The organism is Streptomyces sp. NPDC001816, from assembly GCF_042892235.1.
Classification (GTDB): Bacteria; Actinomycetota; Actinomycetes; order Streptomycetales; family Streptomycetaceae; genus Streptomyces.
This window is the reverse complement of the sequence record NZ_JBIATY010000001.1, coordinates 726,356-748,598: the sequence shown is the minus strand read 5'-3', so window position 1 is coordinate 748,598 and position 22,243 is coordinate 726,356. Positions and strand designations below refer to the sequence as shown.

The 22,243-nt window shown below is 71.4% G+C and carries 19 protein-coding genes; 7 read left to right on the top strand and 12 right to left on the bottom strand.

The features are described from left to right. Positions 1–35: 35 nt before the first annotated feature. From ACFYZZ_RS03295 to ACFYZZ_RS03285, 3 genes are all read right to left on the bottom strand, one after another. Positions 36–3,608, bottom strand: a complete 3,573-nt coding sequence (locus tag ACFYZZ_RS03295; RefSeq protein ID WP_389170905.1) for an AAA family ATPase — start codon at positions 3,606–3,608, stop codon at positions 36–38. A gap of 139 nt (positions 3,609–3,747) precedes the next feature. After that, positions 3,748–4,026, bottom strand: coding sequence for a SelT/SelW/SelH family protein (locus tag ACFYZZ_RS03290; RefSeq protein WP_389170903.1), 279 nt, complete (start codon positions 4,024–4,026; stop codon positions 3,748–3,750). Beyond that, positions 4,023–4,937, bottom strand: coding sequence for a HipA family kinase (locus ACFYZZ_RS03285; protein WP_389170901.1), 915 nt, complete (start codon positions 4,935–4,937; stop codon positions 4,023–4,025). The genes ACFYZZ_RS03290 and ACFYZZ_RS03285 overlap by 4 nt, the downstream gene beginning before the upstream one ends. A 332-nt stretch (positions 4,938–5,269) precedes the next feature. Here ACFYZZ_RS03285 and ACFYZZ_RS03280 point away from each other — a divergent pair, with 332 nt between their 5' ends. The 5 genes from ACFYZZ_RS03280 to ACFYZZ_RS03260 all read left to right on the top strand — a co-directional run bounded on the left by ACFYZZ_RS03280 (position 5,270) and on the right by ACFYZZ_RS03260 (position 10,419). Further along, complete coding sequence (locus ACFYZZ_RS03280; RefSeq protein ID WP_389170898.1) at positions 5,270–6,358, top strand: sigma 54-interacting transcriptional regulator; 1,089 nt, start codon at positions 5,270–5,272, stop codon at positions 6,356–6,358. Positions 6,359–6,392: 34 nt separating this feature from the next. Then, positions 6,393–7,685: a VWA-like domain-containing protein gene (locus ACFYZZ_RS03275; RefSeq protein ID WP_389170895.1), complete on the top strand. Its 1,293-nt coding sequence runs from the start codon at positions 6,393–6,395 to the stop codon at positions 7,683–7,685. Between the two features lie 4 nt (positions 7,686–7,689). After that, on the top strand, positions 7,690–8,490 hold the full coding sequence (locus tag ACFYZZ_RS03270) for a hypothetical protein (protein ID WP_389170892.1): 801 nt from the start codon (positions 7,690–7,692) through the stop codon (positions 8,488–8,490). A 20-nt stretch (positions 8,491–8,510) separates the two neighbouring features. Then, positions 8,511–9,203 (top strand): Clp protease N-terminal domain-containing protein, encoded by a 693-nt coding sequence (locus ACFYZZ_RS03265; RefSeq protein WP_389170889.1) that lies wholly within the window; start codon positions 8,511–8,513, stop codon positions 9,201–9,203. A 142-nt stretch (positions 9,204–9,345) separates the two neighbouring features. Beyond that, positions 9,346–10,419, top strand: a complete 1,074-nt coding sequence (locus ACFYZZ_RS03260; protein WP_389170887.1) for an alpha/beta hydrolase family protein — start codon at positions 9,346–9,348, stop codon at positions 10,417–10,419. A 79-nt stretch (positions 10,420–10,498) separates the two neighbouring features. On the opposite strand, the gene ACFYZZ_RS03255 is transcribed toward ACFYZZ_RS03260, so the two are convergent. The 5 genes from ACFYZZ_RS03255 to ACFYZZ_RS03235 all read right to left on the bottom strand — a co-directional run bounded on the left by ACFYZZ_RS03255 (position 10,499) and on the right by ACFYZZ_RS03235 (position 15,545). Beyond that, positions 10,499–11,350 carry an SAM-dependent methyltransferase gene (locus tag ACFYZZ_RS03255; RefSeq protein ID WP_389170884.1) on the bottom strand — a complete coding sequence of 284 codons (852 nt, stop codon included), beginning with the start codon at positions 11,348–11,350 and terminating at the stop codon, positions 10,499–10,501. A 23-nt stretch (positions 11,351–11,373) separates the two neighbouring features. Next, on the bottom strand, positions 11,374–12,363 hold the full coding sequence (locus tag ACFYZZ_RS03250) for an NAD-dependent epimerase/dehydratase family protein (protein WP_389170882.1): 990 nt from the start codon (positions 12,361–12,363) through the stop codon (positions 11,374–11,376). 149 nt (positions 12,364–12,512) lie between these two features. Then, positions 12,513–13,319 (bottom strand): class I SAM-dependent methyltransferase, encoded by an 807-nt coding sequence (locus tag ACFYZZ_RS03245; protein ID WP_389170879.1) that lies wholly within the window; start codon positions 13,317–13,319, stop codon positions 12,513–12,515. An 84-nt stretch (positions 13,320–13,403) separates the two neighbouring features. Beyond that, positions 13,404–14,297 (bottom strand): SAM-dependent methyltransferase, encoded by an 894-nt coding sequence (locus ACFYZZ_RS03240; RefSeq protein ID WP_389170877.1) that lies wholly within the window; start codon positions 14,295–14,297, stop codon positions 13,404–13,406. A gap of 45 nt (positions 14,298–14,342) precedes the next feature. Further along, positions 14,343–15,545 (bottom strand): cytochrome P450, encoded by a 1,203-nt coding sequence (locus tag ACFYZZ_RS03235; protein WP_389170874.1) that lies wholly within the window; start codon positions 15,543–15,545, stop codon positions 14,343–14,345. A gap of 125 nt (positions 15,546–15,670) precedes the next feature. On the opposite strand from ACFYZZ_RS03235, the gene ACFYZZ_RS03230 reads away from it, so the two are divergent. Then, on the top strand, positions 15,671–16,258 hold the full coding sequence (locus ACFYZZ_RS03230) for a TetR/AcrR family transcriptional regulator (protein ID WP_389170871.1): 588 nt from the start codon (positions 15,671–15,673) through the stop codon (positions 16,256–16,258). Between the two features lie 387 nt (positions 16,259–16,645). Then, positions 16,646–17,905, top strand: coding sequence for a cation:proton antiporter (locus ACFYZZ_RS03225; RefSeq protein WP_389170869.1), 1,260 nt, complete (start codon positions 16,646–16,648; stop codon positions 17,903–17,905). 92 nt (positions 17,906–17,997) lie between these two features. Here the strand turns inward: ACFYZZ_RS03225 and ACFYZZ_RS03220 are convergent, their stop codons facing one another. The 4 genes from ACFYZZ_RS03220 to ACFYZZ_RS03205 all read right to left on the bottom strand — a co-directional run bounded on the left by ACFYZZ_RS03220 (position 17,998) and on the right by ACFYZZ_RS03205 (position 22,220). Then, positions 17,998–18,285, bottom strand: coding sequence for a response regulator transcription factor (locus ACFYZZ_RS03220; protein ID WP_389171986.1), 288 nt, complete (start codon positions 18,283–18,285; stop codon positions 17,998–18,000). Next, positions 18,282–19,148 (bottom strand): TauD/TfdA dioxygenase family protein, encoded by an 867-nt coding sequence (locus ACFYZZ_RS03215; RefSeq protein WP_389170867.1) that lies wholly within the window; start codon positions 19,146–19,148, stop codon positions 18,282–18,284. The genes ACFYZZ_RS03220 and ACFYZZ_RS03215 overlap by 4 nt, the downstream gene beginning before the upstream one ends. Positions 19,149–19,221: 73 nt before the next feature. Next, positions 19,222–20,508 carry an FAD-dependent oxidoreductase gene (locus ACFYZZ_RS03210; protein ID WP_389170864.1) on the bottom strand — a complete coding sequence of 429 codons (1,287 nt, stop codon included), beginning with the start codon at positions 20,506–20,508 and terminating at the stop codon, positions 19,222–19,224. Continuing rightward, complete coding sequence (locus ACFYZZ_RS03205) at positions 20,508–22,220, bottom strand: prenyltransferase/squalene oxidase repeat-containing protein (RefSeq protein ID WP_389170862.1); 1,713 nt, start codon at positions 22,218–22,220, stop codon at positions 20,508–20,510. Before ACFYZZ_RS03205 ends, ACFYZZ_RS03210 begins: the two co-directional genes overlap by 1 nt. Between the last annotated feature and the right edge of the window lie 23 nt (positions 22,221–22,243).

Here is a 22,243-nt window from a genome sequence, read left to right as displayed (position 1 = left end):
CCCACGCCCCCGGCACCACCCGGCGCCGGGGGCGTTCACGTGGACAGCCCGTACCGTCGGCGCTCCTCGGCGGTCAGCGCGCGCAGCTCGTCCGCCGACCGCTGCAGGAGCGCTTCGCAGTGCCGGGTGTCCGTGCCGTCGGGCAACGACCAGGTGTAGCGGCGGTGGTCCTCGCCGACGACGGCGAACGAGCGGCCGTCACCCGACCAGTGCGCGTCCAGCGGCACCCGGCACTCCAGCCGGGACACCGCCCGGCACTCCCCCGTCTCCGCCCGCCAGAAGGCGACCCACCCGTCCCCCGCGGTCGCGAGCAGACGGCCGTCCGGGGACCACAGGAGTACGGCGGCCTTCCCGTAGGTGGCGGCGGAGCGCACCAGGGGTGCGCCGTCGTCGGCACCGCAGATCCGTACGGCCGACTCCCCGTCGAGGAAGGCGAGCCGACGTCCGTCGGGCGACCAGCAGGCCGCGCCGGCGGTGGCCCCCTCGCCCACGGGGATGTCGAGCAGCCGACGGCCGGTCGACGCGTCCCGGACGACCACGGGGCCCTCTCTCTCCGCGGTCACCAGGTTCCGGCCGTCGGGGCCCCAGGCAAGCACTCTGGTCCCGCGCTCGATGTCCTCGGTCCGGGCGACACGGCTCCCGGTCAGGGGATCCCAGACCTCGATGCGATGGGTGGCCGTCACGAAGTCATTGCTGACCGTGGCGAGGAGCGAACCGTCCGGGGACCACAGGACGCGGCCCACCATGTCGTACTCCGTGGACATCGCGGCGGTACAGCGGCCCGAGGCGGGGTCCACGATCTCCACCCGGCCGCCGGCGAAGGAGACCGCCAGCCGGTCCGCCCCCGGCTGCCAGGCGAGCAGCACCGGCTTCGGATCACGAGCCGTGACGAGCTTCCGCACTCCGGCGCCGGTGCCGGGCTCCGTCACATGGACGGAATCGCCGCCCTGCACCGTGACGGCCACCCGCCCCGCTTCCGTAGAAACGCTGCGCAGCATGCCGCCCGGCAGCGGCCGGGGCCGCCACGAGCCGTGATCACCGATCCACACGCCGCTGAACGACGACCGCCAGGCGAAGCAGGTGCTGTCGGCGCGCCAGGCGATCTCCTCGGCGCCCCAGGGGGTACGCAGGCGGCGCAGCAGCATGTGGTCGGCGACCCGCCACACCGTGATCGCCGCGCTCGCTCCCCGGCCGGCGTCGGACACCGCCACGGCCACCATCTCTCCGTCGGGCGACCAGAAGACACCGCCCGCTTCCACCCCGGTGTCCCACTCGTCCAGGACGGTGCCGTCCTCGGCGGCCCTGATCCGCAGGGTCCGGCCGGACGCCTCCGCGGCTCGCCGGCCGTCCGGGGCCCAGGCGAACCACGAGGTGGTGCGGGGGAGTTCGTCGTCCCCCCTGACGATCCGCCAGGCCGGGTCGCCGTCCGGCAGCCGTACGACCTGCAGTTCGTTCCAGGAGAACAGCGCGAGGAGGGAGCAGTCGGGCGACCACGCCAGCGCCTTGGTCGGCGGCGCCTCGTAGGAGTGACGCACCTGCTCGAGCCGTCCCTGCGGCACAGGCGTGAAGTCGATGATGTCGACACCCCTGTTGGCCAGTTGGGCGGCGGCGCGCCAGCCGTCCGGTGACAGCCCGAGCGCCCGGTCCCCGAAGGGACCGGCCGCGCCCGTGGCGGACCAGAACTCGGGAGCGTCGAAGCGTCTTACGGCGAGCATCTCGCGGGTGTCCACCCAGTAGGCGTCCCCGCCGATGCCGGCCCCGCGCAACTCCCCCGGCCCCAAAGACTCCTGGCCGACCAGGTCACCGCGAGCCGTCCAGGTGCACAGGTCGCCCTCCGCCCCTATCGTCCGCAGCTGCCCGCTGCCCGGGTCCCAGCCGAGCGCGAGCACCGTCCCCGCGTGCCCGAGTCCGAGGCTGTCGACCACCGGGCCGTGCCCGATCCCCCACAGCGTGAGAGCCACCTTCTCGGTCGCCGTGTACTCGCGTACGGCAGCAGCCGTCAGTGCCAGCGCCAACTGCCGTTCCCCACGCAGTGCGTAGGCCTGCTGTGCCCGCTCGGCGAGATCGTCGGCGCGCTCCTCGGCCGTGGCCTCCTCCCTCGCCCGGGAGGCGGCGACCAGCTCGGCGAGCGCCGCGGAGACGCCGTGCGACCCGGCCAGTTCCCGCGCCTGGGCGAGCCGCTGCCCGTGCAGCAGGTCGTCCGCCGACCGGTCGTTCGCCAGCCAGGCCGCGGCCCGGCGTTCGAGGTCCGTGCTGCGGCGCAGTACGTCCCGGTGACGTTCCGTCAGCTCGTGCAGGCGCGGCCAGTGGCGCAGCAGCGCCTCGTGGACGAGGTCGAAGGCCTCGCCCTCGTCGACGTCCGTGACGAGTCGGGCCTGGCGCAGGTCCTCGACGACCGCCAGCCCTGCCGCGTCCAGGGAGGGGCGGCGCACGGACTGCCGGGCAAAGCCCCGTTCGTCCCAGGCGACGAACCTCAGGAGCACCGACTCCAGCAGCTCTTCGGGATGTTCGGCGACGAGCCGCGCGTAGGTACCTTCCGCGTACCGGGCGATGGCCTGGGACAGCGGGCCGGTACGCGTCAGCAGCTCCCGCCCGATGACGTGGTCCGGGCCCGCCGCCTCGTACAGGTCGCGCAGCAACTGGCCGAGCAGGGGCAGGGCGTCGCCCTCGGTGGCCTCGACCACCAGGTCGTCCACCACGCCCTCGGCGATGTCCGCGCCCGCGGCCCGCGCGGGTCCCGCGATGACGGCCCTCGTCTGCCGCGAGGTGAGCGTCCCGAGCGGGAACCGGGTGCGCAGGAGGTCGTCGTACCGCACCGGCGCGGGGTCGTGCAGGAAGGCGGACGGCAGGGTGAGGACGAGGTGCAGCTGCGGGTGTGCGTGCACCAGCGCCCGTAACGCCCCCAGAAACAGCTCGCGTTCGGCGGGCGAGGTCATGCGGACGATGTCCTCGAACTGGTCGATCGCGAGGACGATCCGCGCCCGGTGCCCCTGCGCCGCTCGCAGCGCGGCCAGACACACCGTCAGGACGCCTCCGTCCGCAGCCTCTTGGCGCAACTCGCGCGCGAGGCGTACGACCGTGTCGTCCTGTCGTTGCGCCGCGCGCGGTGTCAGGGCCTGCGCCAGAGCGAGGAAGGGGCTGGACCCGAGTCGGAGCGGCCCGAGGACCGCCCAGCGGCGGCGCCTGAGTTCCGGCAGGACGCCCGCCGCGACGAAGGAGGACTTGCCGCAGCCGGACGGACCGACCACGGTGAGCACGCGCTGCGCGGCCGAGCGGGCGGCGGTCAGCGCACGCACCGCGTCCCGGATCTCGTCCTCGCGGCCGAAGAAGACGTCCGCACGGTCCTCGGCGAAGGCCTCCAGACCGGGGTACGGGCTGTCGTCCCGCGTCCAGGGCACCCGGCGCCGCTCCCGCCACCGCAGCCCGAGTTCCCAGGCGACCACGGCCGTGACGCCGACCGGAAGCCATACGAGGGCGTAGCGGTTCACTGCGCGCAGCGGTCCCCACCAGCCGTCCGGGTCCGCGGTGAGGAGGTTGGTGCCGACGCCGAAGACCAGTCCGAGAAGCAGCGACGTGAGGTCGAGGCTCGTCCTCCGGTTGCCCTTCACCGGACGCCGGTCGCCGGTCGAGCCGATAGGCCGCGCGCTGGACGGGCCGATGAGCCGGTCGCCGGACGGGGAGACGAACCGGTCGCCGGACAGGCCGATATGCCGCTCCCCGGCCGAACCAATGTCACTGGGCCCAATGTCACTCGGCGGCCCTGTCCGAGTGGCCCAGCGGCTTCCCCGGGGCCACCAGGTCGCGGACGAGGCGCTTGACCGCCGTGGGCTCCGGGAAGCCCTGTTCGCGGCGGTCCCAGACGACCTCGTCGTTCACGCGGACGACGAAGACGCCCCCGGTGCCGGGCTTGAGCGACAGCTCGGTCAGCTCGGTCTCGAAGGTGGTGAGCAGCTCCTGCGCCAGCCAGGCCGCACGCGGCAGCCAGCGGCACTGGGTGCAGTACTCGATCTGGACGCGGTGGGTCATCCGAGGTGCACCGACCAATCCTGTTCCGCCCCCGGCTTGCCGTGCAGGTCGGGGACCCGCTTGAGCCAGGCCGGGCGGCCCTGCTGGGTCTTCGCCGCGCGGGCGGCCTCCTCGGCCGCGAGTTCCTCACGGCTCGGGAAGTCGGTGGGCAGCCACTCCTGGGACAGCCGTACGCGCGCGAGGAGGTAGTCGACATAGGCGGCCCGGACGTCGTCGGGCGTGGCGAACCCGGCGTCCTCGGCCAGCCAGGGGTCCGGCACCTCGGCGACGACGGCCCGCAGCAGCTCCTCGGTCACGCGGGGGGCCAGTTCGGCGTCGGCGGCCCGAACGTCGGGGCCGTAGTGGCCGAGGGCGTGGTGGCGGAAGTCGTACTTCTTGCCCGGGGTCGTGGTGTCCCAGCGGTGGTGGAAGACGAGGGCGGCGCCGTGGTCGATGAGCCACAGGCGCGCGGGCGCGGTGCCGAACGTCGGCCAGACCATCAGGTTGGAGCTGTGCACCGTACGGTCCACGTTGACGGTCAGGGCGTCGAGCCAGACGATCCGGCCGGCCTCCAGAGGGTCCACCGGGAAAGTCTTCGCGATCTCCGGGGTGAAGTCCTTCGCCCCCGACAGGTAGTCCATCCCCAGGTTGACGCCCGCGCTGGCGTCGTGCAGATCGCGCACCTCCTGGTGCGGCTCGTCGGCGGCGACGGCCGGGTCGAAGTGGACGAGGACCAGTTCGGGGAAGCGCAGGCCGAGCGCGCGGGCGAGTTCACCGACGATCACCTCGGCGACCAGCGCCTTGTGACCCTGTGCCGAGCCGGTGAACTTCACGACATACGTACCGAGGTCGTCGGCCTCGACGACTCCGGGCACGGAGCCGCCGGAGCGGAGGGGTGCAAGATAGCGGTTAGCAGTGACCTCTCTCAGCATCTTCCAAGGCCCCACAATTCATTTGCCTTATATTCCACGACCAGCTTCAACATGGCGCGATCCGAGAATCGTCCCCGATCAGCCCTGGGGGAGAATCCGGGGAATTTCGACTGGCATGCTCGTCCCCCTGTCTCCCCGGCAGTCCGTCGATGGGATGCGGCCCTTGCTTCCGGCCTCCGGCATGAGGTGAGCATAGTAACCAAGCGTGACAACCGGAGAGGTACCGTTGACGAGTGGGCGAGCGCCCACTACGTTGTTGAGGCAACAGCAGCGCCCCGTACGCCGTCGTGTACGGGGCAGCACACGTCAACAGACTCGATTCGGGGACCAAGTTGGACAGCAAGGTGGTGGTCGAGGCTCTCTCCGTGGCGGTTTCGGCGGGCGTTCCCACACTGCTGTGGGGTAGCCCTGGCACGGGCAAGACCTCGGCCGTGGCGGCCCTGGCCGAGTCGTTGGGCCGACCGATCGAAGTGGTCATCGGCTCCATCCGCGAGCCCAGCGACTTCGCCGGGCTCCCCGTCATCTCCGACGGCACCGTACGCCTCGCGCCACCCGCGTGGGCCGGGCGGCTGTCCGCCGCGGGGCACGGCCTGCTCTTCCTCGATGAGCTGACCACCGCTCCGCCGGCGGTGCAGGCGGCCATGCTGCGCGTGGTCCTGGAACGCGTGGTCGGTGACATCCAGCTTCCCCCGCAGGTATGCGTGGTGGCCGCGGCCAACCCGCCCGAAGAGGCAGCCGACGGGTGGGAACTGGCCCCGCCGCTCGCCAACCGACTGGTGCACCTCAACTGGCCGGTGAACCCGGAACAGATCGCCCAGGGCCTGGCGGTCGGGTTCCCGCGGCCGCCGCTGTCCGCTTTCGAGCGTCCCGCCACCGCGCAACAACTGATCGCCGCGCGTGCCACGGTGTCCGCCTTCCTCCGCGCGCGCCCCGCCCTGGTGTTCCAGATGCCCAAGGGCGCCGCGGCCGGGCAGGGATGGCCGAGTCCTCGCTCGTGGGAGGCCTCCGCCAGGCTCTTGGCCGCATGGGAAGCCGCCCGGGCCGAGACCGACGTGCTGGCAGTCCTGATCACCGGCGCGGTCGGCGAGGGAGCCGCGCTTGAGTTCCTGTCCTGGTTGGAGCAACTCGATCTGCCCGATCCGTCGGCTGTCCTCGCCGACCCGGACTCCTTCGAACTGCCTTCCCGGAGCGACCGCATGTTCGCGGTACTCACCTCGATCGCGGCGGTGGCCGTCGCGGCGGACGACAGGGACCTGTGGGAAGCAGGCTGGAAGGTGATCGCCAAGGCCGCACGCATGGCGCCGGACGTGGCAACGCTTGCCGCACGCACACTGGCGGGCAAGCGCCCGGCCGGCGCACAGATACCCGCCGCGCTGCTGGAACTGACCCCCATCCTGCGTGCCGCGGGACTGATCCCCTGACGCCCGCGGCTGCGACCACACGAGGCTGACACAGATGTCCGGTCTGCATCTCGACGCCCTTCCGCCGGAGCTGCGGCAGAAGTGGGCGGCCGCGCGGGTGTGGGCGGCGCACCGGGTGCCCTATCTGGCCCGCGCGCTGATGACACTCGACCCGGTCGTCGTGCCGGACACCGAGGACACCGACGACGGCGCGGCGCTACGCAGGTTCCCCGCCGACGTCGGCTGGCACATCCACATCAGCCCAGCCGAAATCGGACGGCAGAGCGTGCCGCAGATAGGATTCTGGCTGCTGCATCAGCTCACGCACGTGCTGCGCGGACACGCCGCCCAGTTCCCGACCGCCGGCGCCCGGCCGGAGCTGGTGGAAGGCGCCGAGACCGGCCTCTTCCCGCTCACCGGCCGCACGCCGGAACAGCAGGTATGGAATGTCGCCACCGACGCCGAGATCAACGACGACCTCCTCATGGCCGGGTTGGAGCTGCCCGCGGACGCGGCCATGCCAGGTGCTCTCGGTCTGCCCGACAACGGGCTCGCCGAGCGGTACTGGTCCTTGCTCCGCGAGCGCACCGAACCGATCGAGGCGCGGCTGTCGGCGGGCGACTGCGGCACCGGGTGCGACGGCCGGCCGCGCCCCTGGAACTGCGACTGGCCCGGGGTGTCACGGACTACGGCCCAGCTCACCGCGCTGGACACGGCCCGGCGCATTCGCGATCACCAGCGCACTCGGGAAGACGTCCCCGGCGGCTGGCGACGCTGGGCCGACGAGGTTCTGGAGCCCACCGTCAACTGGCGCCGGCAGTTGGCGGCGCAGATCCGCCGCGGCATCGCCGACACCGCCGGGCGCGTCGACTACACCTATCGCAAGCCGTCGCGGCGCGCCGGGAGCCTGCCCGATGTGGTCCTTCCCGGCCTGCACCAGGCGCTGCCGGTGGTCGCGGTGGTCATCGACACGTCCGGCTCCATGAGTGACAGCATGCTGGGTCAGTCGCTGGCCGAGGTCAGCGGTGTGCTCAGGGCTGTCGGCATCGGCCGTGACCGGATCACGGTCATGTCCGTGGACGCGCGGGTGTACCGGGCGCAGAGCCTGCACCGGATCTCGGACCTGCGGCTCGGCGGCGGTGGCGGCAGCGACATCCGTGTCGGCATCGCGGCGGCGGCGGCCCTGAAACCCGCACCCGACCTCATCGTGGTGCTCACCGACGGACACACCCCGTGGCCGGACGCACCGCCGCCACGGACCCGGGTCGTGGTCGGCCTGCTGGACCCGGCAGGGCTGCCCCCCGACTGGGCGACGACCGTACTGATCAGTGACCAGAGCCGAAAGTAGTCCGATGACACCAGCCATGGAACCGTCCGACGCATTCGATCCGGCCGCCTACGCGGCGGTGGGCCTCTCCCCCGCCGAAGGCCGCGCGTGGTGGGACTGGCGCATCACGGCACCGCAGGCCGCGGCATGGCGCGCTGCCGGAGTGGCGGACGCGCTCACCGCGGCTCAATGGGCGACGGCCCAGGTCCCCCCGGGCGAGGTCGCCCGATGGCGGGAGGCGGGAATCACCGCGACGGAAGCGATCGGCTGGCACGAGTTCACACTGGGTCTTGAGGCCGCCATCGCGTACAAGGCGCAGGGCTACACGCCGGAACAGGCGTACGACGTGAGCCGCGGCCGTAAGCCGAGACCCGCGACGCCCGAGACGCCCAAGGCCGGGTCGGGTGACGTGATCCTCGACCTGATGGGATTCGACGCCAGCCAGGCCCAGAAGGAGACCGAGCGCTTCATCAGCAGGGCAGGCGCCGCCACCGATATCACCATGTACAGCTACCTGAACCAGGAATGGGTGGACGACGAGGCGGTCGCCTGGGCGGCGCACAACATCCACGCCACGACCGCGCGGGCCTGGAAGGACCTGGGACTGCGGCCCGCGGAGGCCAGCCGCTTCATCCAGCGGGGCATGAGACCGATGGTCGTCGCCCGCGCGTGGTGGGAGGCAGGCATCCCGTTCGAGGAGGCCGCGTCCTGGATCGGCGCCGGTCTGACCCCTCAGGAGGCGGTGGCACAGCGCGAGAGCGGCATCACCGTGGAACTGGCCGAAACCCTGCGCGCACTGCGCGGCGGGGACGATTGCGGCGCCTGATGACAAGGCGTACTTGCCTCATGACTCTTCCAGACCTGGACGATCTCATCGCGGAAGTCGACCGGAGATGCGACACCGCACACCGCCCCGGCGGACCAGAACAGCCCGACTGGCTCGCCCTGCTGACAGCCGCCGCCCAACTCTCAGGTCAACTGGAGGCCTTGGCGCACGACTTGGTCGAGCACTACGTCGAGCACTGCCGGATGCACGGCAACTCGTGGACGGACATCGGCACTGCCCTGGGCGTGACCCGGCAGGCGGCCCAGCAGCGCTTCCACACCCCACACAGGCGCTACAGCCCCGAGACGACGACCGACGACCTCCGCCAGGCGATGACCCACGTCAAGCAGGCGGCGGTGCAGCACCGCAACCACTGCATCGGCACCGAGCACCTTCTCTGGGGGCTGACCGCGGAGGACAACAGCGCCACCCGGCTCCTGCAGGCCGCCGGTGTCTCGCCGGAAACGGTCCACCGGTCCGTCGGAGCCCGACTGAACATGGGCGCCTCCCAGGCAGCCGAGCGAATCGCGTGGACCCCCTACTCCCGCAAGGCCATCGCCATCGCGGAGGCGCGATCCGAGCAGAACGGCTCCGACCTCATCGACTGCGACGACCTGCTGATCGGCCTGGCCCAGGTCGGCCGCGGAGTGGCCGCCGACGTCCTGACCGAGGCAGGCTTCGCTCCGGGTGATCGGCGGCTCGGGCCTCGCTGAATCGGTCAAGAAATCGTACATTGCTTCGAAAAACGAGGTGGGCAATCGCCCATTTCCTTGTAGCGTGGGGCCCATGTCGCAACGATTCATACGCCTTGTCGCCCCGTTAGTCGCGCTCCTCGGACTGCTCATGGTGACGGGCATGCCGTCCGCGTCCGCGGCCCCTGCCCGGCCATCCCTGCAGACCGCCGCCACCGGCCCCGAACTGCCCGCACCGACAGGCCCCCATCCGGTCGGCACCAGGTCGCTCTATCTGAAGGACACGTCACGCCCCGACCCGTGGAAGGCGGACGTCAACTACCGGGAGCTGATGGCCACCGTCTGGTACCCGGCGCTGCACCCCTCGGACCGCGAGGCTCCGTTCATGTCCCCGGAGTTGTCCCAGGCAGCCTTCGGCACGGACGCGCTCAGCACCGTTCGCACCCACGCGACCATTGACGCCGTCCCGCTGCCCGGACGGCGCCCGCTCGTCGTCCTGTCCCCCGGTTTCGGTATGAGCCGTTTCTCCCTGACGTCGCTGGCCGAGGACCTCGCTTCCAAGGGCTACCTGGTGGCCGCACTGGACCACACCTATGAAGCGGTCGTCGAGTTCCCCGGGGGCCGGCTGGAGCCGTGCCTGAACTGCACCACGCAGGGCAGCGCCGATGTCGTGCGCAGCCGGGTGAAGGACATCGGTTTCCTCCTCGACCGGCTGACCGGTCCTCGCTCCGGATTCCGGGTCGACTGTTCCCGGATCGCCGTCGTCGGCCATGCCGTCGGTGGTGCGAGCGCCGTCGAGACCGCGAGCGAGGACCCGCGTATCACCGCCGCCGTCAACATGGAGGGCACATTCCTCACGCCGCCGCCCGCGCAACCGCTGGCGAAGCCGGTGCTGCTGATGGGTGCCCAGTGGCCCACGGCCGGAGGAACGCCGGCGGCCAACTGGGCGGACCGCTGGAACAGTTTCGCGGGCTGGAAGCGCTGGCTCAGTGAGCCCACCGCCGGCCATATGTCCTTCACCGACGCCCACTGGCTGTACGAGCACTTCGATCTGACCAAGGTGATCCCGCCCGTCCTGGCCCCCGCCATGTTCGGGACCATCTCGGGTGAGCGCGCCACCGAGATCACCCGCACCTATGTCGGCGCCTTCCTCGACCTGCAGCTGCGCGGTGTTCACAGCACGCTGCTCGACGAGCCCTCTCCGGCCTTCCCCGAGGTCGGGTTCGTGCAGCCGTAGCGGACTGCACACACCAGTCGGCCCGCATCCGCCCGAGAGGGGCGGATGCGGGCCGACTCGCTGTGGTGCCCTGCTGTGCCTACCGGCCGGGCCGGTCGGCGACGACGACGCCGTAACCGAATCCGGCTGCCTGCAGGCGCAGGACGATGTTGTCGAACTGGTCCACGACGTGAGCACCGAACCGCTGTGTGAGCGACTCGCGGTCGTCCTCCAGCCGCTGCCGCATGCAGCCCAGGGTCCGGGCCACCGTCCGGTCGCTGACGTCGGTCAGCTCGACGGGAACCAGGCCGGCCTTCTCAAGAAGGAGCGGATAGTCCTGAAGCGATATCAGTTTGCCGAGCAGCACGGCGTACTGCGGCGTGTCGGCCTGCTCCGCGCCGGCGGGTGGCGCGGTCCGCTCCAGGAAGTCGGTGAGGGCGAGGCGCCCGCCGGGCTTGAGAACGGCTGCCGCCTGCTGGAGCACGGCGAGCCGGTCCGGCATGGCCATGATGGACTCGACCAGCCAGACCGCGTCGAACGACTGCGGCGGGAAACCGAGATTCCCCGCGTCCTCGCACCGGAAGCTCACCCGGTCGGCGACTCCCGCTTCCCCGGCCTTCTCCGCGGCCAGCCGGGCCTGGACCGGACTGTTGGTGATCCCGACGACCTCGGCGCCCGTCGACTGCGCGAGCTGGATCGCCGGAGCGCCCGTCCCACAGCCGATGTCGAGGACCCGCTCCCCCGGGCCGGTCCTGATCCGCTCCGCCATGAGCCCGGTGAGCCGCCGGGACGCCTCGGCCATCGTCGCAGAGTCCGAGGGGGACTCCCAGTAGCCCATGTGCAGGCTTCCACCCGACAGTTCGGCGAGAAACTCGCTGGTGTCGTTGTAGAAGCCGTCCTCCGCCTCCTGCTGAGACAGACGCCCCGCCTGCGCCCCCGCACCGCTTGTCATTTCCCCTCCTCCTTGGACGGCGTTCAGCCGGTCTGGTCGAGTACGCGCTGCTCGACGGCCGGGTCCAGCCCCCTGGCGGTGGCGCCCTGCCACGGGGGCTCGCCCTCCCGCTCCAGCCAGGACCAGCTGTCGGCCAGGGTGTCCCGGAGCGGGCGGCTGGTGTCGAGCCCGGCGCCGTGGGCGGCCGAGACGTCGACGTCGTTGATACCGCCCCGCATGGCTGCGGGGAGCCACAGCGGAATGTCGAGGTAGGGACGGACACCTGCGGCCAGGAGGTCGTCGTCGGAGACCCAGACCAGCTCCGCGTCGGAACCGGTCACCTCACGCATCGTCTCCAGCAACTCGCCCATCGTGCAACGCCCGCGGGCGCACACGGTGTTGTACGCGCCACCGAGGCCACGCTCCGCGGCATCCAGCAGCCAGGGCGCGTGGTCGCGGACGTCGACGTATTGGAACGGGTCGTCCGCACGACCGGGTGCCAGGACCTGCCCGCCGCGGTGGATGCGGCGCAGCCACCAGGTCATCGAGCCGACATCCTCGTACGGGCCCAGCATCGGCCCGGGGCGGGTGATCAGCGCGCAGTCGCCGAAGGCGCGCTGGACGGCGAGTTCACAGCCGCGCTTGGCGACGGGATAGAAGCCGTCGGCCTCGTCGTCCGGATCGCCGTCGATCGTCGCCGCGCTCTCGTCGGCCCCGCGCGGCACCGGCGGCCGGTACACCACCCAGCTGGAGACGTACGCGTAGTGCCCGGCCCGGTCCGTGAGCAGCGCGCAGGAGTCGCTCAGGACCCGGGGGGCGCCCGTCCAGGTGTCGATCACCACGTCCCATTTCCGAGCGCCGACCGCGTGACTCAGCGCCTGCGGATCGGTCCGGTCGGCGATCAGCGACTCGACGTCCTCACCGGCCGGACGGCTGCCCCGGTTGAGGGTGCTGACCTCGTCACCGCGCGCCAGCGCGGCGTCGACGATGCTGCGTCCCACGAAGTGCGTTCCACCCAGCACCAGTACTCTCATGACGCCCTTTCACGTAGTCCGACACATGCCAAGGTCCACGGCGTGGGAATGCGAGGACGCGACCACCCGACGGGATACCGGGGGGTGGTCGCGGGATCCGGCTCCGCCACCGACGTCCCTCCGGCGTCGGACGTACCGGGCGGGCAGGATCAGGCGCCGGTGCGTGCCGCGGTGACCGCCACCGTCGCGTAGTTCATCGTGAAGCTGCCGCCCAGGGCGTCGATCGCGGCCCCGGCGCCCTCCAGCACCTCCGCCATCTTGTCCGCCGGGAGCCGGGTGAAGGCGCCCAGCGTGGGCATCTGGTCCAGCCAGGCCTCGCGGCTGTAGGTCCACTCCCAGTCGAAGCGCCACTGCTCCGGCTCACCGAAGCCGCCCGCCTCACGGATCCCGCCGGAGGTCTTCTCGAAGAACGCCTGGTACCCGTCCATGGCGTTCTTGAGCATCGTCGAGAAATCGAAGGGTGCGTTGGGCATGACCCGCTGGCAGACGTCGGCGATCGCGTCCGCCACCTCGGACGGGAACTGGAAGACGTTCCAGAAGGCCGCCAGACGGCCGCCGGGTCGCAGGATCCGCGCGGCCTTGGCCGCTCCCTCGACCGGGTCGACCCAGTGCCAGGCCTGGGCGGCCACGACCGCGTCGAACCGGCGGTCGGCCGGCTCCCAGTCCTCGAACGTCGCCACGTCGACCTCAAGGCCGAACTGGCGCGCCACGTCGGCCAGCCGCTCGTCGGGGTCGACCCCGATCACACTGCAGCCGGCCTGCTGGAACTGCCTGGCGACGATGCCGGTGCCGGTGCCGACGTCGAGGACCTCGCGTCCGGAGCTCTTCTCGACGATCTGCTCCACCATCGACTGGGGGTAGCGGGGCCGGGCCCGGTCGTAGCGCTCGGCGTCCGCGCCGAACGACAACGCCACCTGTCGCTGCTGGTGAACTTTATTGTCCGAGTTAGTGGGCATGCGCCCACTCTAGGTGGGCACATGCCCACTCGTCAACCCGAGGTGGACAATGCGGGCCAGTCCCGTCGTCGTAAGGCATGCCCGTCAGGGCCGCTCGGGGACGGCTGCGACCACCACGCCGTAGCCGAAGCCCGCCTTCTCCAGGAGCGGAAGGACGGACTCGTACTGCCCCACGACCTGGCCCCCGTACTTACCCACCAGCTCCTCGTGGTCGTCGGTGAGCTTCTGCCGCAGGCACTTGAGCGTGGGGGCCACCGTGTGCTCGGTGACGTCGGCCCCCTCCACCAGTACGAGACCGGCCTGCTCCAGGAGCGAGGAATACTCCTCCAGACGGATCGGCTTGTTCACCAGTGAGGCATGTCCGTGCTCCCGGGAGTGCTCGGCCAGATCGCCGACCGCCTGTTCCATCGGGGCCGGCGCGGGATCCAGGTCGAGGAGGTCGGTCAGGGCCACCCGGCCCCCTGGCCTGAGCACGCGGGCCACCTCGCGCAGCGCGCCGAGCCGGTCCGGCAGGTGGAAGATCGACTCGATCATCAGGACGGCATCGAACGACTCCGCCTCGAAGTCCAGGACCGTCGCGTCCGCACACGCGAACGACACCTGCTCACCCAGCCCCGCCTCCTCGGCGTTGCGTACGGCGGCCTCGATCTGCACGGCGCTGTTGGTGATGCCGACGACCTGCGCGCCCGTCGACCGAGCGAGCCGGACGGCCGGCGCACCCGAGCCGCACCCGAGGTCGAGAACCCGGTCCCCCGGCTTCAGCTCAAGCTTCTCCGTCAGCAGATCGGTGAGCTGGCGGGAGGCCTCTGCCATCGTGGCCGGGTCGTCCGGGGACTTCCAGTAACCCTCGTGCAGGCTCCCACCGAACAGCTCGGTCAGCAGACCGCTGAGACCGTCGTAGAAGCCGCCGACCTCCTTCGACGGCGGGGCCTGTCCCGCCTGTGCCGACGTGCCGGCGGTGGTTGTCCGATCAGACATCAGCTATCCCTTTTCACAGTCGGCCCGAAGGGGGCGTGTGCGGATTCACCAGGTGACGGGCAGTGCCTGCATACCGCTGATCAACCGGCCCTGGGCGTTGGCCAGTTCCTCGGCGGGTACGGCCAGCCGCAGGCCGGGGAAGGCGGCGAGCACACTCTGGAACGCCACCTCCAGTTCCATCCGGGCGAGTTGGGCTCCCAGGCAGCGGTGCGCGCCGTATCCGAAGGTGACGTGGCTGTCAGCGCCCTCGCGGGCGATGTCGAACCGCTCGGGTTCGGGAAAGGCTTCCGGGTCGAAGTTGGCGCCGGGCAGGCTGGCGAACACCACGCTCTGCGCGGGGATCACCACGCCGCCGAGTTCGACGTCGCACGTGGTGGCGCGCACCTGGCCGCCGTTCTCACGGGCACTCAGCGGCGCGTACCGCAGCACCTCCTCCACGGCGGCGGGCACCAGCGTGGGGTCGGCGCGCAACGCCGCGAGCTGGTCCGGGTTGTCCAGCAGGGCCGCCAGCCCCTTGCCCAGTTCGGTCGCGGTGGATTCGTTGCCGGCCATGAGCAGACCGCAGCCGAGGTGGACCAGTTCCTCCTCGCTCAGCCGGTCCTCCTCGTCGCGGGCAGTGATCAGTTCCTGGAGCAGGCTGTCGTCCGGGGCGCGGCGCTTGGCGGCGACCAGGTCGGTCATGTAGGAGATCACCGACTCGAGCGCCTTCAGCGACTCCCCGGGCGGGTAGGCCGTGGTGGCCATCACGCGGTCGGCCCAGCCACTGAAGCGCTCCCGGTCCTCCTGAGGGACTCCGAGAATCTCGAAGATCACGATGAGTGGCAGCGGGCGGCACAGGCCGGCGACCAGGTCGGCCGACGGGCCGGCGGCGACGAGCGGTGCGATCAGGTCGTCGACGATCTGCTGGATGCGCGGCCGCAGGGCGCGGATCCGGCGGGCACTGAACGCTGCGGCCACCAGGCGGCGCATCCGGGCGTGCTCAGGTCCGTCGAGGTCGTTGATGCCGGGTTTGGCCAGGACCGCCGACGGAACGACGACCGCACCGATCCGCCGTGCCTCGGCACGGCTGAACCGAGGGTCGGACAACACGGTCCGGACCTCGGCCATCCCGGTGACCAGCCAGCCTTTCTGGCCTGACTCGGTGGTGACCTCCCGCACCGGCGCCTGTCGCCATGCCTCGAGGACCGGCCTGGGGACCGTGTAGGTGTCACGCCCGGACGCCGCCGCATGGGGGCACCCCGCGGGCATACCCGTAGATGACTCTGGGGGTATAGTGGGCATGTGCCCACACTATGTGGGCACATGCCCACTCGTCAAGATCTCCGGCCCCGCGGGACGGAAGTCAGGCCTGCACGGAAAGGGAGGAAGGCACGATGCCGACAGGCACAGCGATCCGCGACGTGTCCCAGCAGCTGTTCGACGCCGCCGAGCGGGTCCTGCTCCGGGGCGGACCCAACGCACTGACCAGCCGGGCGGTCACCACCGAGGCGGGCTGCGCCAAGGGGGTCCTGCACCGGCATTTCGCCGACTTCGACGCGTTCCTCGCCGAGCTTGTGACGGACCGCATCGACCGGATCCGGACCCAGACCCGGAGCCTGCAGGCCGCGGCCGGGACGAGCACGGTCGCCGACAACCTCACCCAGGCGCTGACGGACCTGTTCGGGTCGGTCGCCGTGGCGATCGTCAGCCTCATCACCGCACGCGACGAGCTGCGCACCCGGCTGCACCAGGCCGGTTCCTCCGGCGTCCCGGTCCTGACCGAGGCCACCGCCATGATCGCGTCGTACCTCGGCGCCGAGCAGAAGAAGGGCCGGATCGCGTCCGACGCAGACATCGACACGATCGCCCTCACCCTGATCGGGACCAGCCATCTGCTGTTCGCCGGCCGCCGGGGCGAGGCGCCGGAGACCGGCGAGGTCCGCAAGATCGTGACCTCGGTCATCGCCGACGCCGCGCGGTAACCACATCACCGCACCGCCCCCCGTCGCCCTGCCGCGCCATCGCGGCAGGGCGACCGCATGGACGGGCGACGACACAGGTGGTGGGGGCATTGACGAGTGGGCAGACGCCCACTATCGTCCCGGGTACTCACTTCCGTGCTGACGCGGGCGGGTTTCCGCCCTACGCGGCGCATCCGGCCCAGGCGTCCCGGGCAGACGGCCGCGGCGCCCCGCCCGGCCCAGTGGTGCCCGACGTCCAGGACCCGGCCCAGCGCACGAATGCGGTTCTCTTCCCGTCGATCCTTCGCCGGGTGCTCACGCCCGCAGTGCCACCGGCCGCCGTACCACCAGGCGCGTTCCCGCTTCAGCACGTCCTGTGTCCTGCCCGTCCGACGGAAACGGGGGCCCATGAAAGCCCAGCACATCACGGAATTACTCGTAGGACTCGCGGCCGTCGTGCTCCTGGCACGGCTGCTCGGCGCACTCGCCCGGCGATTCGACCAGCCGGCGGTGATGGGCGAGGTCCTGGCCGGCATCCTGCTCGGGCCGACGCTCTGCGGCGACGTCGTCACCGGCCACCTCTTCCCGGCCGGCACCCGGCCGCAGCTCACCGCCCTGGCCACGGTCGGCGTCGCCGTCTTCATGTTCACCGTCGGCCTGGAGTGGGACGTCGCCAAGGCCAAAGGCTCCGGTGGCTTTGCCGTCAGCGTCTCCCTCAGCTCCATCCTGCTTCCGTTCGGCCTCGGATCCGCGCTGGGCCTGTACCTCCTGCGCCAGCACCACAGCCCGAACAGCACCGCGTTCATCCTCTTCATGGGCATCTCGATGTCGATCACTGCGTTCCCGGTGCTGGCCCGGATCCTCACCGAACGCGGCCTGGAGCACACCACCCTGGGCACCCTGGCGCTCGCCTGCGCCTCCATCGACGACGTCCTGGCCTGGTCGGTCCTGGCCGGGGTGACCGCGCTCAGCGGCGCGGCCGAGACGGGCCAGTGGCACATCCTGCTCATCGTGCCGTACCTGCTCGGCATGCTGTTCGTGGTACGGCCGCTGCTGCGACGCCTGCGGACGCGCTCCGGTGCCCTCGCCCCGGCCGGATTCGCGTACGTCCTCACCGGACTGCTGCTGTCCGCGGCCGCGACGGAGTGGGCGGGCCTGCACTTCATCTTCGGGGCCTTCCTGTTCGGTGCCGTCATCCCGCGCGAGCAGACGGCGCAGCTGCGCGCGCAGATCCACGACCAGCTCGGGAACCTGGTCCAGACCCTGCTGATGCCGGTCTTCTTCCTCACCGCCGGTCTCAACGTCGACGTGTCCGGGATCGGCCTCGGCGGCCTGCGCGACCTCGGCCTGATCCTCCTGGTGGCCATCGGCGGCAAGTTCGCCGGGGCGTTCCTCGCGGCCCGCGGCAACGGCATGCCGGCCCGGCAGTCCGCAGCGCTGGCCACCCTGATGAACACCCGTGGCCTGACCGAACTCATCGCTCTGAGCGTGGGACTGAGCCTCGGCATCATCGACCGCGAGCTGTATTCGCTCATGGTGATCATGGCGGTGGTCACCACGACGATGGCCGGGCCCCTGCTGCGGTGGCTCCTGCCCCGGCGGCTCGTCGAGGCGGAGGCCGCCCGGGAGTCGGCCTCCGGCGGCGTACCCGCCGGCCTGCGGGAATGACCTGGGCGGAGCGGACATCGGAAGGGATGAGGCGGCCCCGGTGTGCACAGCCGGGCCGCCACCCTCCTGTCGATCACGCCTCGGACAGGCCGTCAGAGCTGGACGGCCCCGGACGAGATGGCCCACCCGATCAGCCGAGACTTGCTGGCCGCCCCGACCCGCCGCCGGGCCTCCTGCAAATGCTCGTCGACGGTGTTCTTCGAGATACCCAGGCGGCGAGCGGTCTCCTTCGCGGTCAGGCCGAGAACCGCCAGCCGGACCACTTCGGTCTGCCTGGGGGTGAGGATTTGGGTTGCGCTCAGCATGTCACTCAACACCTCGCGTTCGCGTGCAGATGAGGTCGGACTGTCCGTCGGATCCGTAGGGAAAAAAGGGGTCAGTAGGACTCCTTCGCGTTCATCCGGGCCGGTGCGTAGCGCTCGCCCGGCTTGGCCTGGTAGTGCTCCCAGCGGGGCTCGTTCCCGGTGGGCGTGTCACCGAGCACCACGACACGCAGGCCCGTACGGCGTTCCGCGTAGTCGTCGACGGCGTAGTGCTGGGTGACCCGGTTGTCCCAGATGGCCACGTCGCCGGGCCGCCACTGGTAGCGGCAGGTGAACTGCGGGGAGGTGGCGAACTCGGTGAGGTACTGCAGCAGCGCGTCGCTCTCGTTCCTGCTGAGCTGGGCGATGTGCGAGGTGTGAGCCCGGTTGACGAACAGCGCCCGGCGGCCGGTCTCCGGGTGGACGCGTACGACGGGGTGCTCGGCCCGGCTCTCCAGCCCCGGAATGCGGATGGCGTGGACCGCGGTGAGTCCGTCGAGCATGTCCCGCAGCGGGGCGGACAGGGCCTCATAGGCCCGGTACTGGTTCGACCACATGGTGTCGCCCCCCACACCGGGGCTGCGGACGATCTGCAGGACGGAGCCGATCGGCGGGTTCGGCGAGTAGGTCATGTCGGTGTGCCAGATCGGGATCTTGCCGTCCTGCTCCGAGTCGATGATCTGGATCTCGGGGTGCCCGTCGAGGTGGGGCAGGTAGGGGTGCACCTCCAGTTCGCCGAAGCGACGGCCGAAGGCGATCCGCGACTCGGGCGACCATCCCTGCTGGTCCGGGACGAAGAGCACCAGGTACTTCAGCAGCAGCCGACGCAGTTCGGCGAACGCGTCGTCGGTGATGTCCTGCAGGCGCAGGCCGTGGATCTCCGCGCCGAGAGCAGCGGTCAACGGCCGTACGTCGAAGGCCGTCTTGAGTGTGTCCGACATCTTTCAGCCCTTTCCCTCAGTGGGGCTGTGGCCCAGCCCCGTGTGGATCCCTGTTCGCTGATCGGCGACCGCATCACCTGGTGGCGACGAGGGCTCGTCTGCGGTCGGGCAGCACCCCGAGCTGGACGAGCCGGTCCAGCGTGCCGAGCGGGCGCATGCCGAGGCCGGACATGTTGTAGGTCATCTGATAGCGGAGCCGGCCGCTCCTGGCGGACCCGCACAGCAGGCGCCGGCCGAGGATCCGCCCGCCGCGCGTGGTGCTGGTCATGATCCGTGCGGCGCTGTGGCTCATGCTGTGGATGTCCTTGATCCGCTCCAGGCGTTCCGTCTCGTAGGCGCGCAGTGCCCCGTCGAGCGCTGTCCGGTCACCGAGGTCCACGTCCGCCAGCCGGGAGGCGAGTGCGGCGGCGTCGCCGATGGCCGTGTTCATCCCCTGAGCCGCCAGCGGATGGACGCCGTGCGCCGCTTCGCCGATCAGTGCGATGCCCGGCCGCACCAGGGACGAGGCCCGGAACTGGAACACCGGCAGCAGTTGCCTGCTGTCGAGGCTGTCCCTGAGGACCGTGGCCAGCGGGCCGAGTGCGGGGACGTCCGTGAGCAGTTCGTCGCACCACTGCCGCAGCCGCTCCCGGTCCGCTTTCCTGAGCTCGTCGGCCGTCACCTGGACGTAGACCCGGATCCGGTCGTCCGGCAGCGGATAGACCATCACCAGGCCGCGGTCCGTGACGTAGGAGGACACTTCGTCGGCCACCGGCGGCCTGCCCGAGAGTTCGAAGGACAGGAGCCGGTGACCGTACGCCACCGGGTCCGCGGTCATCCCGGACAGGCGGCGCAGGCGGGAGGACCTGCCGTCGGCGGCCAGCACGGCCCGCGCACGGATCTCGCGCCCGCTCGCGCCTGCGGTCCGCACTCCCGTGACCCGGCCGTATTGGTCGGTGAGGAGGTCGTCGACCAGGACGCCACGCTGCCAGCGCACGGTGCCGCCCAGCGACTCGCCGAGGCACTCCAGGATCGTCGCGTAGTCGTGGGACAGCATCCAGGGACGCTCGGTGTCGAGCTGTCCGAAGTCCATGGTGAGCAGTTCGGATCCGTCGGCCCGCCGGGCGACCAGCCGGTCGAGCCGGACCGCTCGCCTGGCTTCCAGCGCCGGAAGCACACCCCAGCCGTGCAGGAGGTTCAGCGAACCGGGCTGCAGCACCTCGCCCTTGGCGACCGGGGGCTGGCGCCGCTGCTTCTCCAGCAGTAGGACGTCGAGCCCGAGCCGGCCGAGCGCGCAGGCCGCTGCCAGACCGGCGACCCCGGCACCGCAGATCACGATGTCCGCATCCACCGGACCGGGTGTCTCCTGCCGCAGGCTCATCACGCCTCCCGTTCCGCGTAGCCGCACGCCGCCAGCGCTGCTCGATAGCTTCCGAGTGCCTTCAGGGCGAGTCCGTTGACGATCAGGCCGTCAACGTAGTAAGCGAAGTTCCTGATGTGCATGCAGACTTGGCCGGCCGGCCACAGCCCGTCCGGCTGCTGCGCGGCCAGGATCCAGTCGGCCGCGCGCCGGATCCGCGGATCGTCGGCCGGTACCCCGCAGGCGAGCAGCGCCCGCAGGGCCCAGGCGGTTTCCTCGACGGTCCCGTGGGTGGGGTCGTCGCCGAGCGTTCCTGTCTCGCCCGGACCCCAGGAGCCGTCCGCGAGCTGGGCGCGCAGCAGAGCCGCGCGGGCGCGCTGGCCCACCGGGTGGCCGGCGAGTCCGGCTCGGCCCAAGGCGGCCAGCGCCATGGCGGTCCCCGGGGTGAGCCCCCGGTACCACAGCGCCTCGTAGGTTCCGTCCGGCCGCTGGTGGGCGAGCAGCCAGTCCAGAGCCCGGCGCACGCCGGGGTCGTCCGGGGAGGCGCCGCAGTCCAGCGCGACCTCGACGGACTGCGCGGTGACATAGGGGCAGGGGCCGTCGTTCGGCAGCGTGGTGTCCGGGACGAAGGTCCCCCACGACCCCGTGCGGTCCTGCCGGGACTCCAGCCAGCGCAGCCCGCGGCGCAGCGGCTCGCCGCCCTCCTCCTCGCCGGCGACGGCGAGCGCGGACAGCACGTTGGCGGTGTCCAGGAAGTTCGGCCAGCCACGGGGCCCTTCCCAGCCCCAGCCCCCGGGCGGCGCGTCGAAGACCGGGAACGCCTGGTCCTGCTGGCAGCCGCGCAGCCACTGGCGTGCCCGCACCAGGCGTTCGTCGTCGGTGTAGCCGGCGTCCGCGAGACCGCGGGCCACGTAGGACCCGCCGATCAGGTCGAGGCCCTGCATGATGTGCCAGGAGCCGTCCGCCTGCACATTGGAGCGGAGGTAGTCGACGGCGTCGGCGAGGGGTGCGGGCGGGGACCCGGCGCAGCTGAGGCCGATGCAGACCACCGACACCAGCCAGTTGTCCCCGCCGTAGCCACCGCGGTCGTTCTCACCACGCTCCACCTGTGCGAGCGCGTCCAGCCCGGCCTGCCGGGCCATGCGGTGCAGGAGGCGCCCGAGTCCGGTCGGCGGACTGTGCCGGGCCTGGATGAACGCCATCGCGACGAACGGGGCCAGCCGGAAGGACAACCGGCCGCGCCAGAGCCGAGGGGGCAGCAGGAGCAGCTCCATCGGAATGCGCCGGGAGCCCTTGAGCTCCTCGAGGCCCGCGAGGGCGAGGAAGGTCCTGGCCATGTGGACCATACCGGGGTCGGTGAGCGCCTGCAGCCCGCCGTGCGAGTCGACCAGGCGCAGGGCGCGGCGCACAGGCTCCCGGTGTCCCTCCGGGTCCAGCAGATGCAGGGCCGCCGCCGCGATCACGGTGGGGACCAGCTGGGTGGGGGCGCCGGCGACTCCGCCCCAGCCGCCCTCGGGGTTCCGGGCGGACAGCAGCCACCGGGCCCCGCCCTCGACCAGATCCCGGGAGCGCTCGGGGTCCGCGATACGCAGGGCGGCCACGGCGCCGGCCGTGCCCAGGACGGCGGTGGGCCGCCGGTTGGGCCAGGAGCCCTCGGGACGCTGCCGTGCGAACAAGGTCTCGGCGGCGTGCGTGATCGACGTCTCGACACGGCTGTCCACAGTTGAACACACGCGACGTGTTCCTCCTTCTCACT

Bases quoted from the DNA above. Each gene is read 5' to 3' on its own strand.
- ACFYZZ_RS03290 (WP_389170903.1), bottom strand. From the start codon at position 4,026: ATGACCCACCGCGTCCAGATCGAGTACTGCACCCAGTGCCGCTGGCTG.
- ACFYZZ_RS03260 (WP_389170887.1), top strand. From the start codon at position 9,346: ATGCCGTCCGCGTCCGCGGCCCCTGCCCGGCCATCCCTGCAGACCGCC.
- ACFYZZ_RS03265 (WP_389170889.1), top strand. From the start codon at position 8,511: ATGACTCTTCCAGACCTGGACGATCTCATCGCGGAAGTCGACCGGAGA.
- ACFYZZ_RS03270 (WP_389170892.1), top strand. From the start codon at position 7,690: ATGACACCAGCCATGGAACCGTCCGACGCATTCGATCCGGCCGCCTAC.
- ACFYZZ_RS03275 (WP_389170895.1), top strand. From the start codon at position 6,393: ATGTCCGGTCTGCATCTCGACGCCCTTCCGCCGGAGCTGCGGCAGAAG.
- ACFYZZ_RS03285 (WP_389170901.1), bottom strand. From the start codon at position 4,937: ATGCTGAGAGAGGTCACTGCTAACCGCTATCTTGCACCCCTCCGCTCC.
- ACFYZZ_RS03210 (WP_389170864.1), bottom strand. From the start codon at position 20,508: ATGAGCCTGCGGCAGGAGACACCCGGTCCGGTGGATGCGGACATCGTG.
- ACFYZZ_RS03245 (WP_389170879.1), bottom strand. From the start codon at position 13,319: ATGCCCACTAACTCGGACAATAAAGTTCACCAGCAGCGACAGGTGGCG.
- ACFYZZ_RS03250 (WP_389170882.1), bottom strand. From the start codon at position 12,363: ATGAGAGTACTGGTGCTGGGTGGAACGCACTTCGTGGGACGCAGCATC.
- ACFYZZ_RS03255 (WP_389170884.1), bottom strand. From the start codon at position 11,350: ATGACAAGCGGTGCGGGGGCGCAGGCGGGGCGTCTGTCTCAGCAGGAG.
- ACFYZZ_RS03225 (WP_389170869.1), top strand. From the start codon at position 16,646: ATGAAAGCCCAGCACATCACGGAATTACTCGTAGGACTCGCGGCCGTC.
- ACFYZZ_RS03240 (WP_389170877.1), bottom strand. From the start codon at position 14,297: ATGTCTGATCGGACAACCACCGCCGGCACGTCGGCACAGGCGGGACAG.
- ACFYZZ_RS03230 (WP_389170871.1), top strand. From the start codon at position 15,671: ATGCCGACAGGCACAGCGATCCGCGACGTGTCCCAGCAGCTGTTCGAC.
- ACFYZZ_RS03215 (WP_389170867.1), bottom strand. From the start codon at position 19,148: ATGTCGGACACACTCAAGACGGCCTTCGACGTACGGCCGTTGACCGCT.
- ACFYZZ_RS03235 (WP_389170874.1), bottom strand. From the start codon at position 15,545: ATGCCCGCGGGGTGCCCCCATGCGGCGGCGTCCGGGCGTGACACCTAC.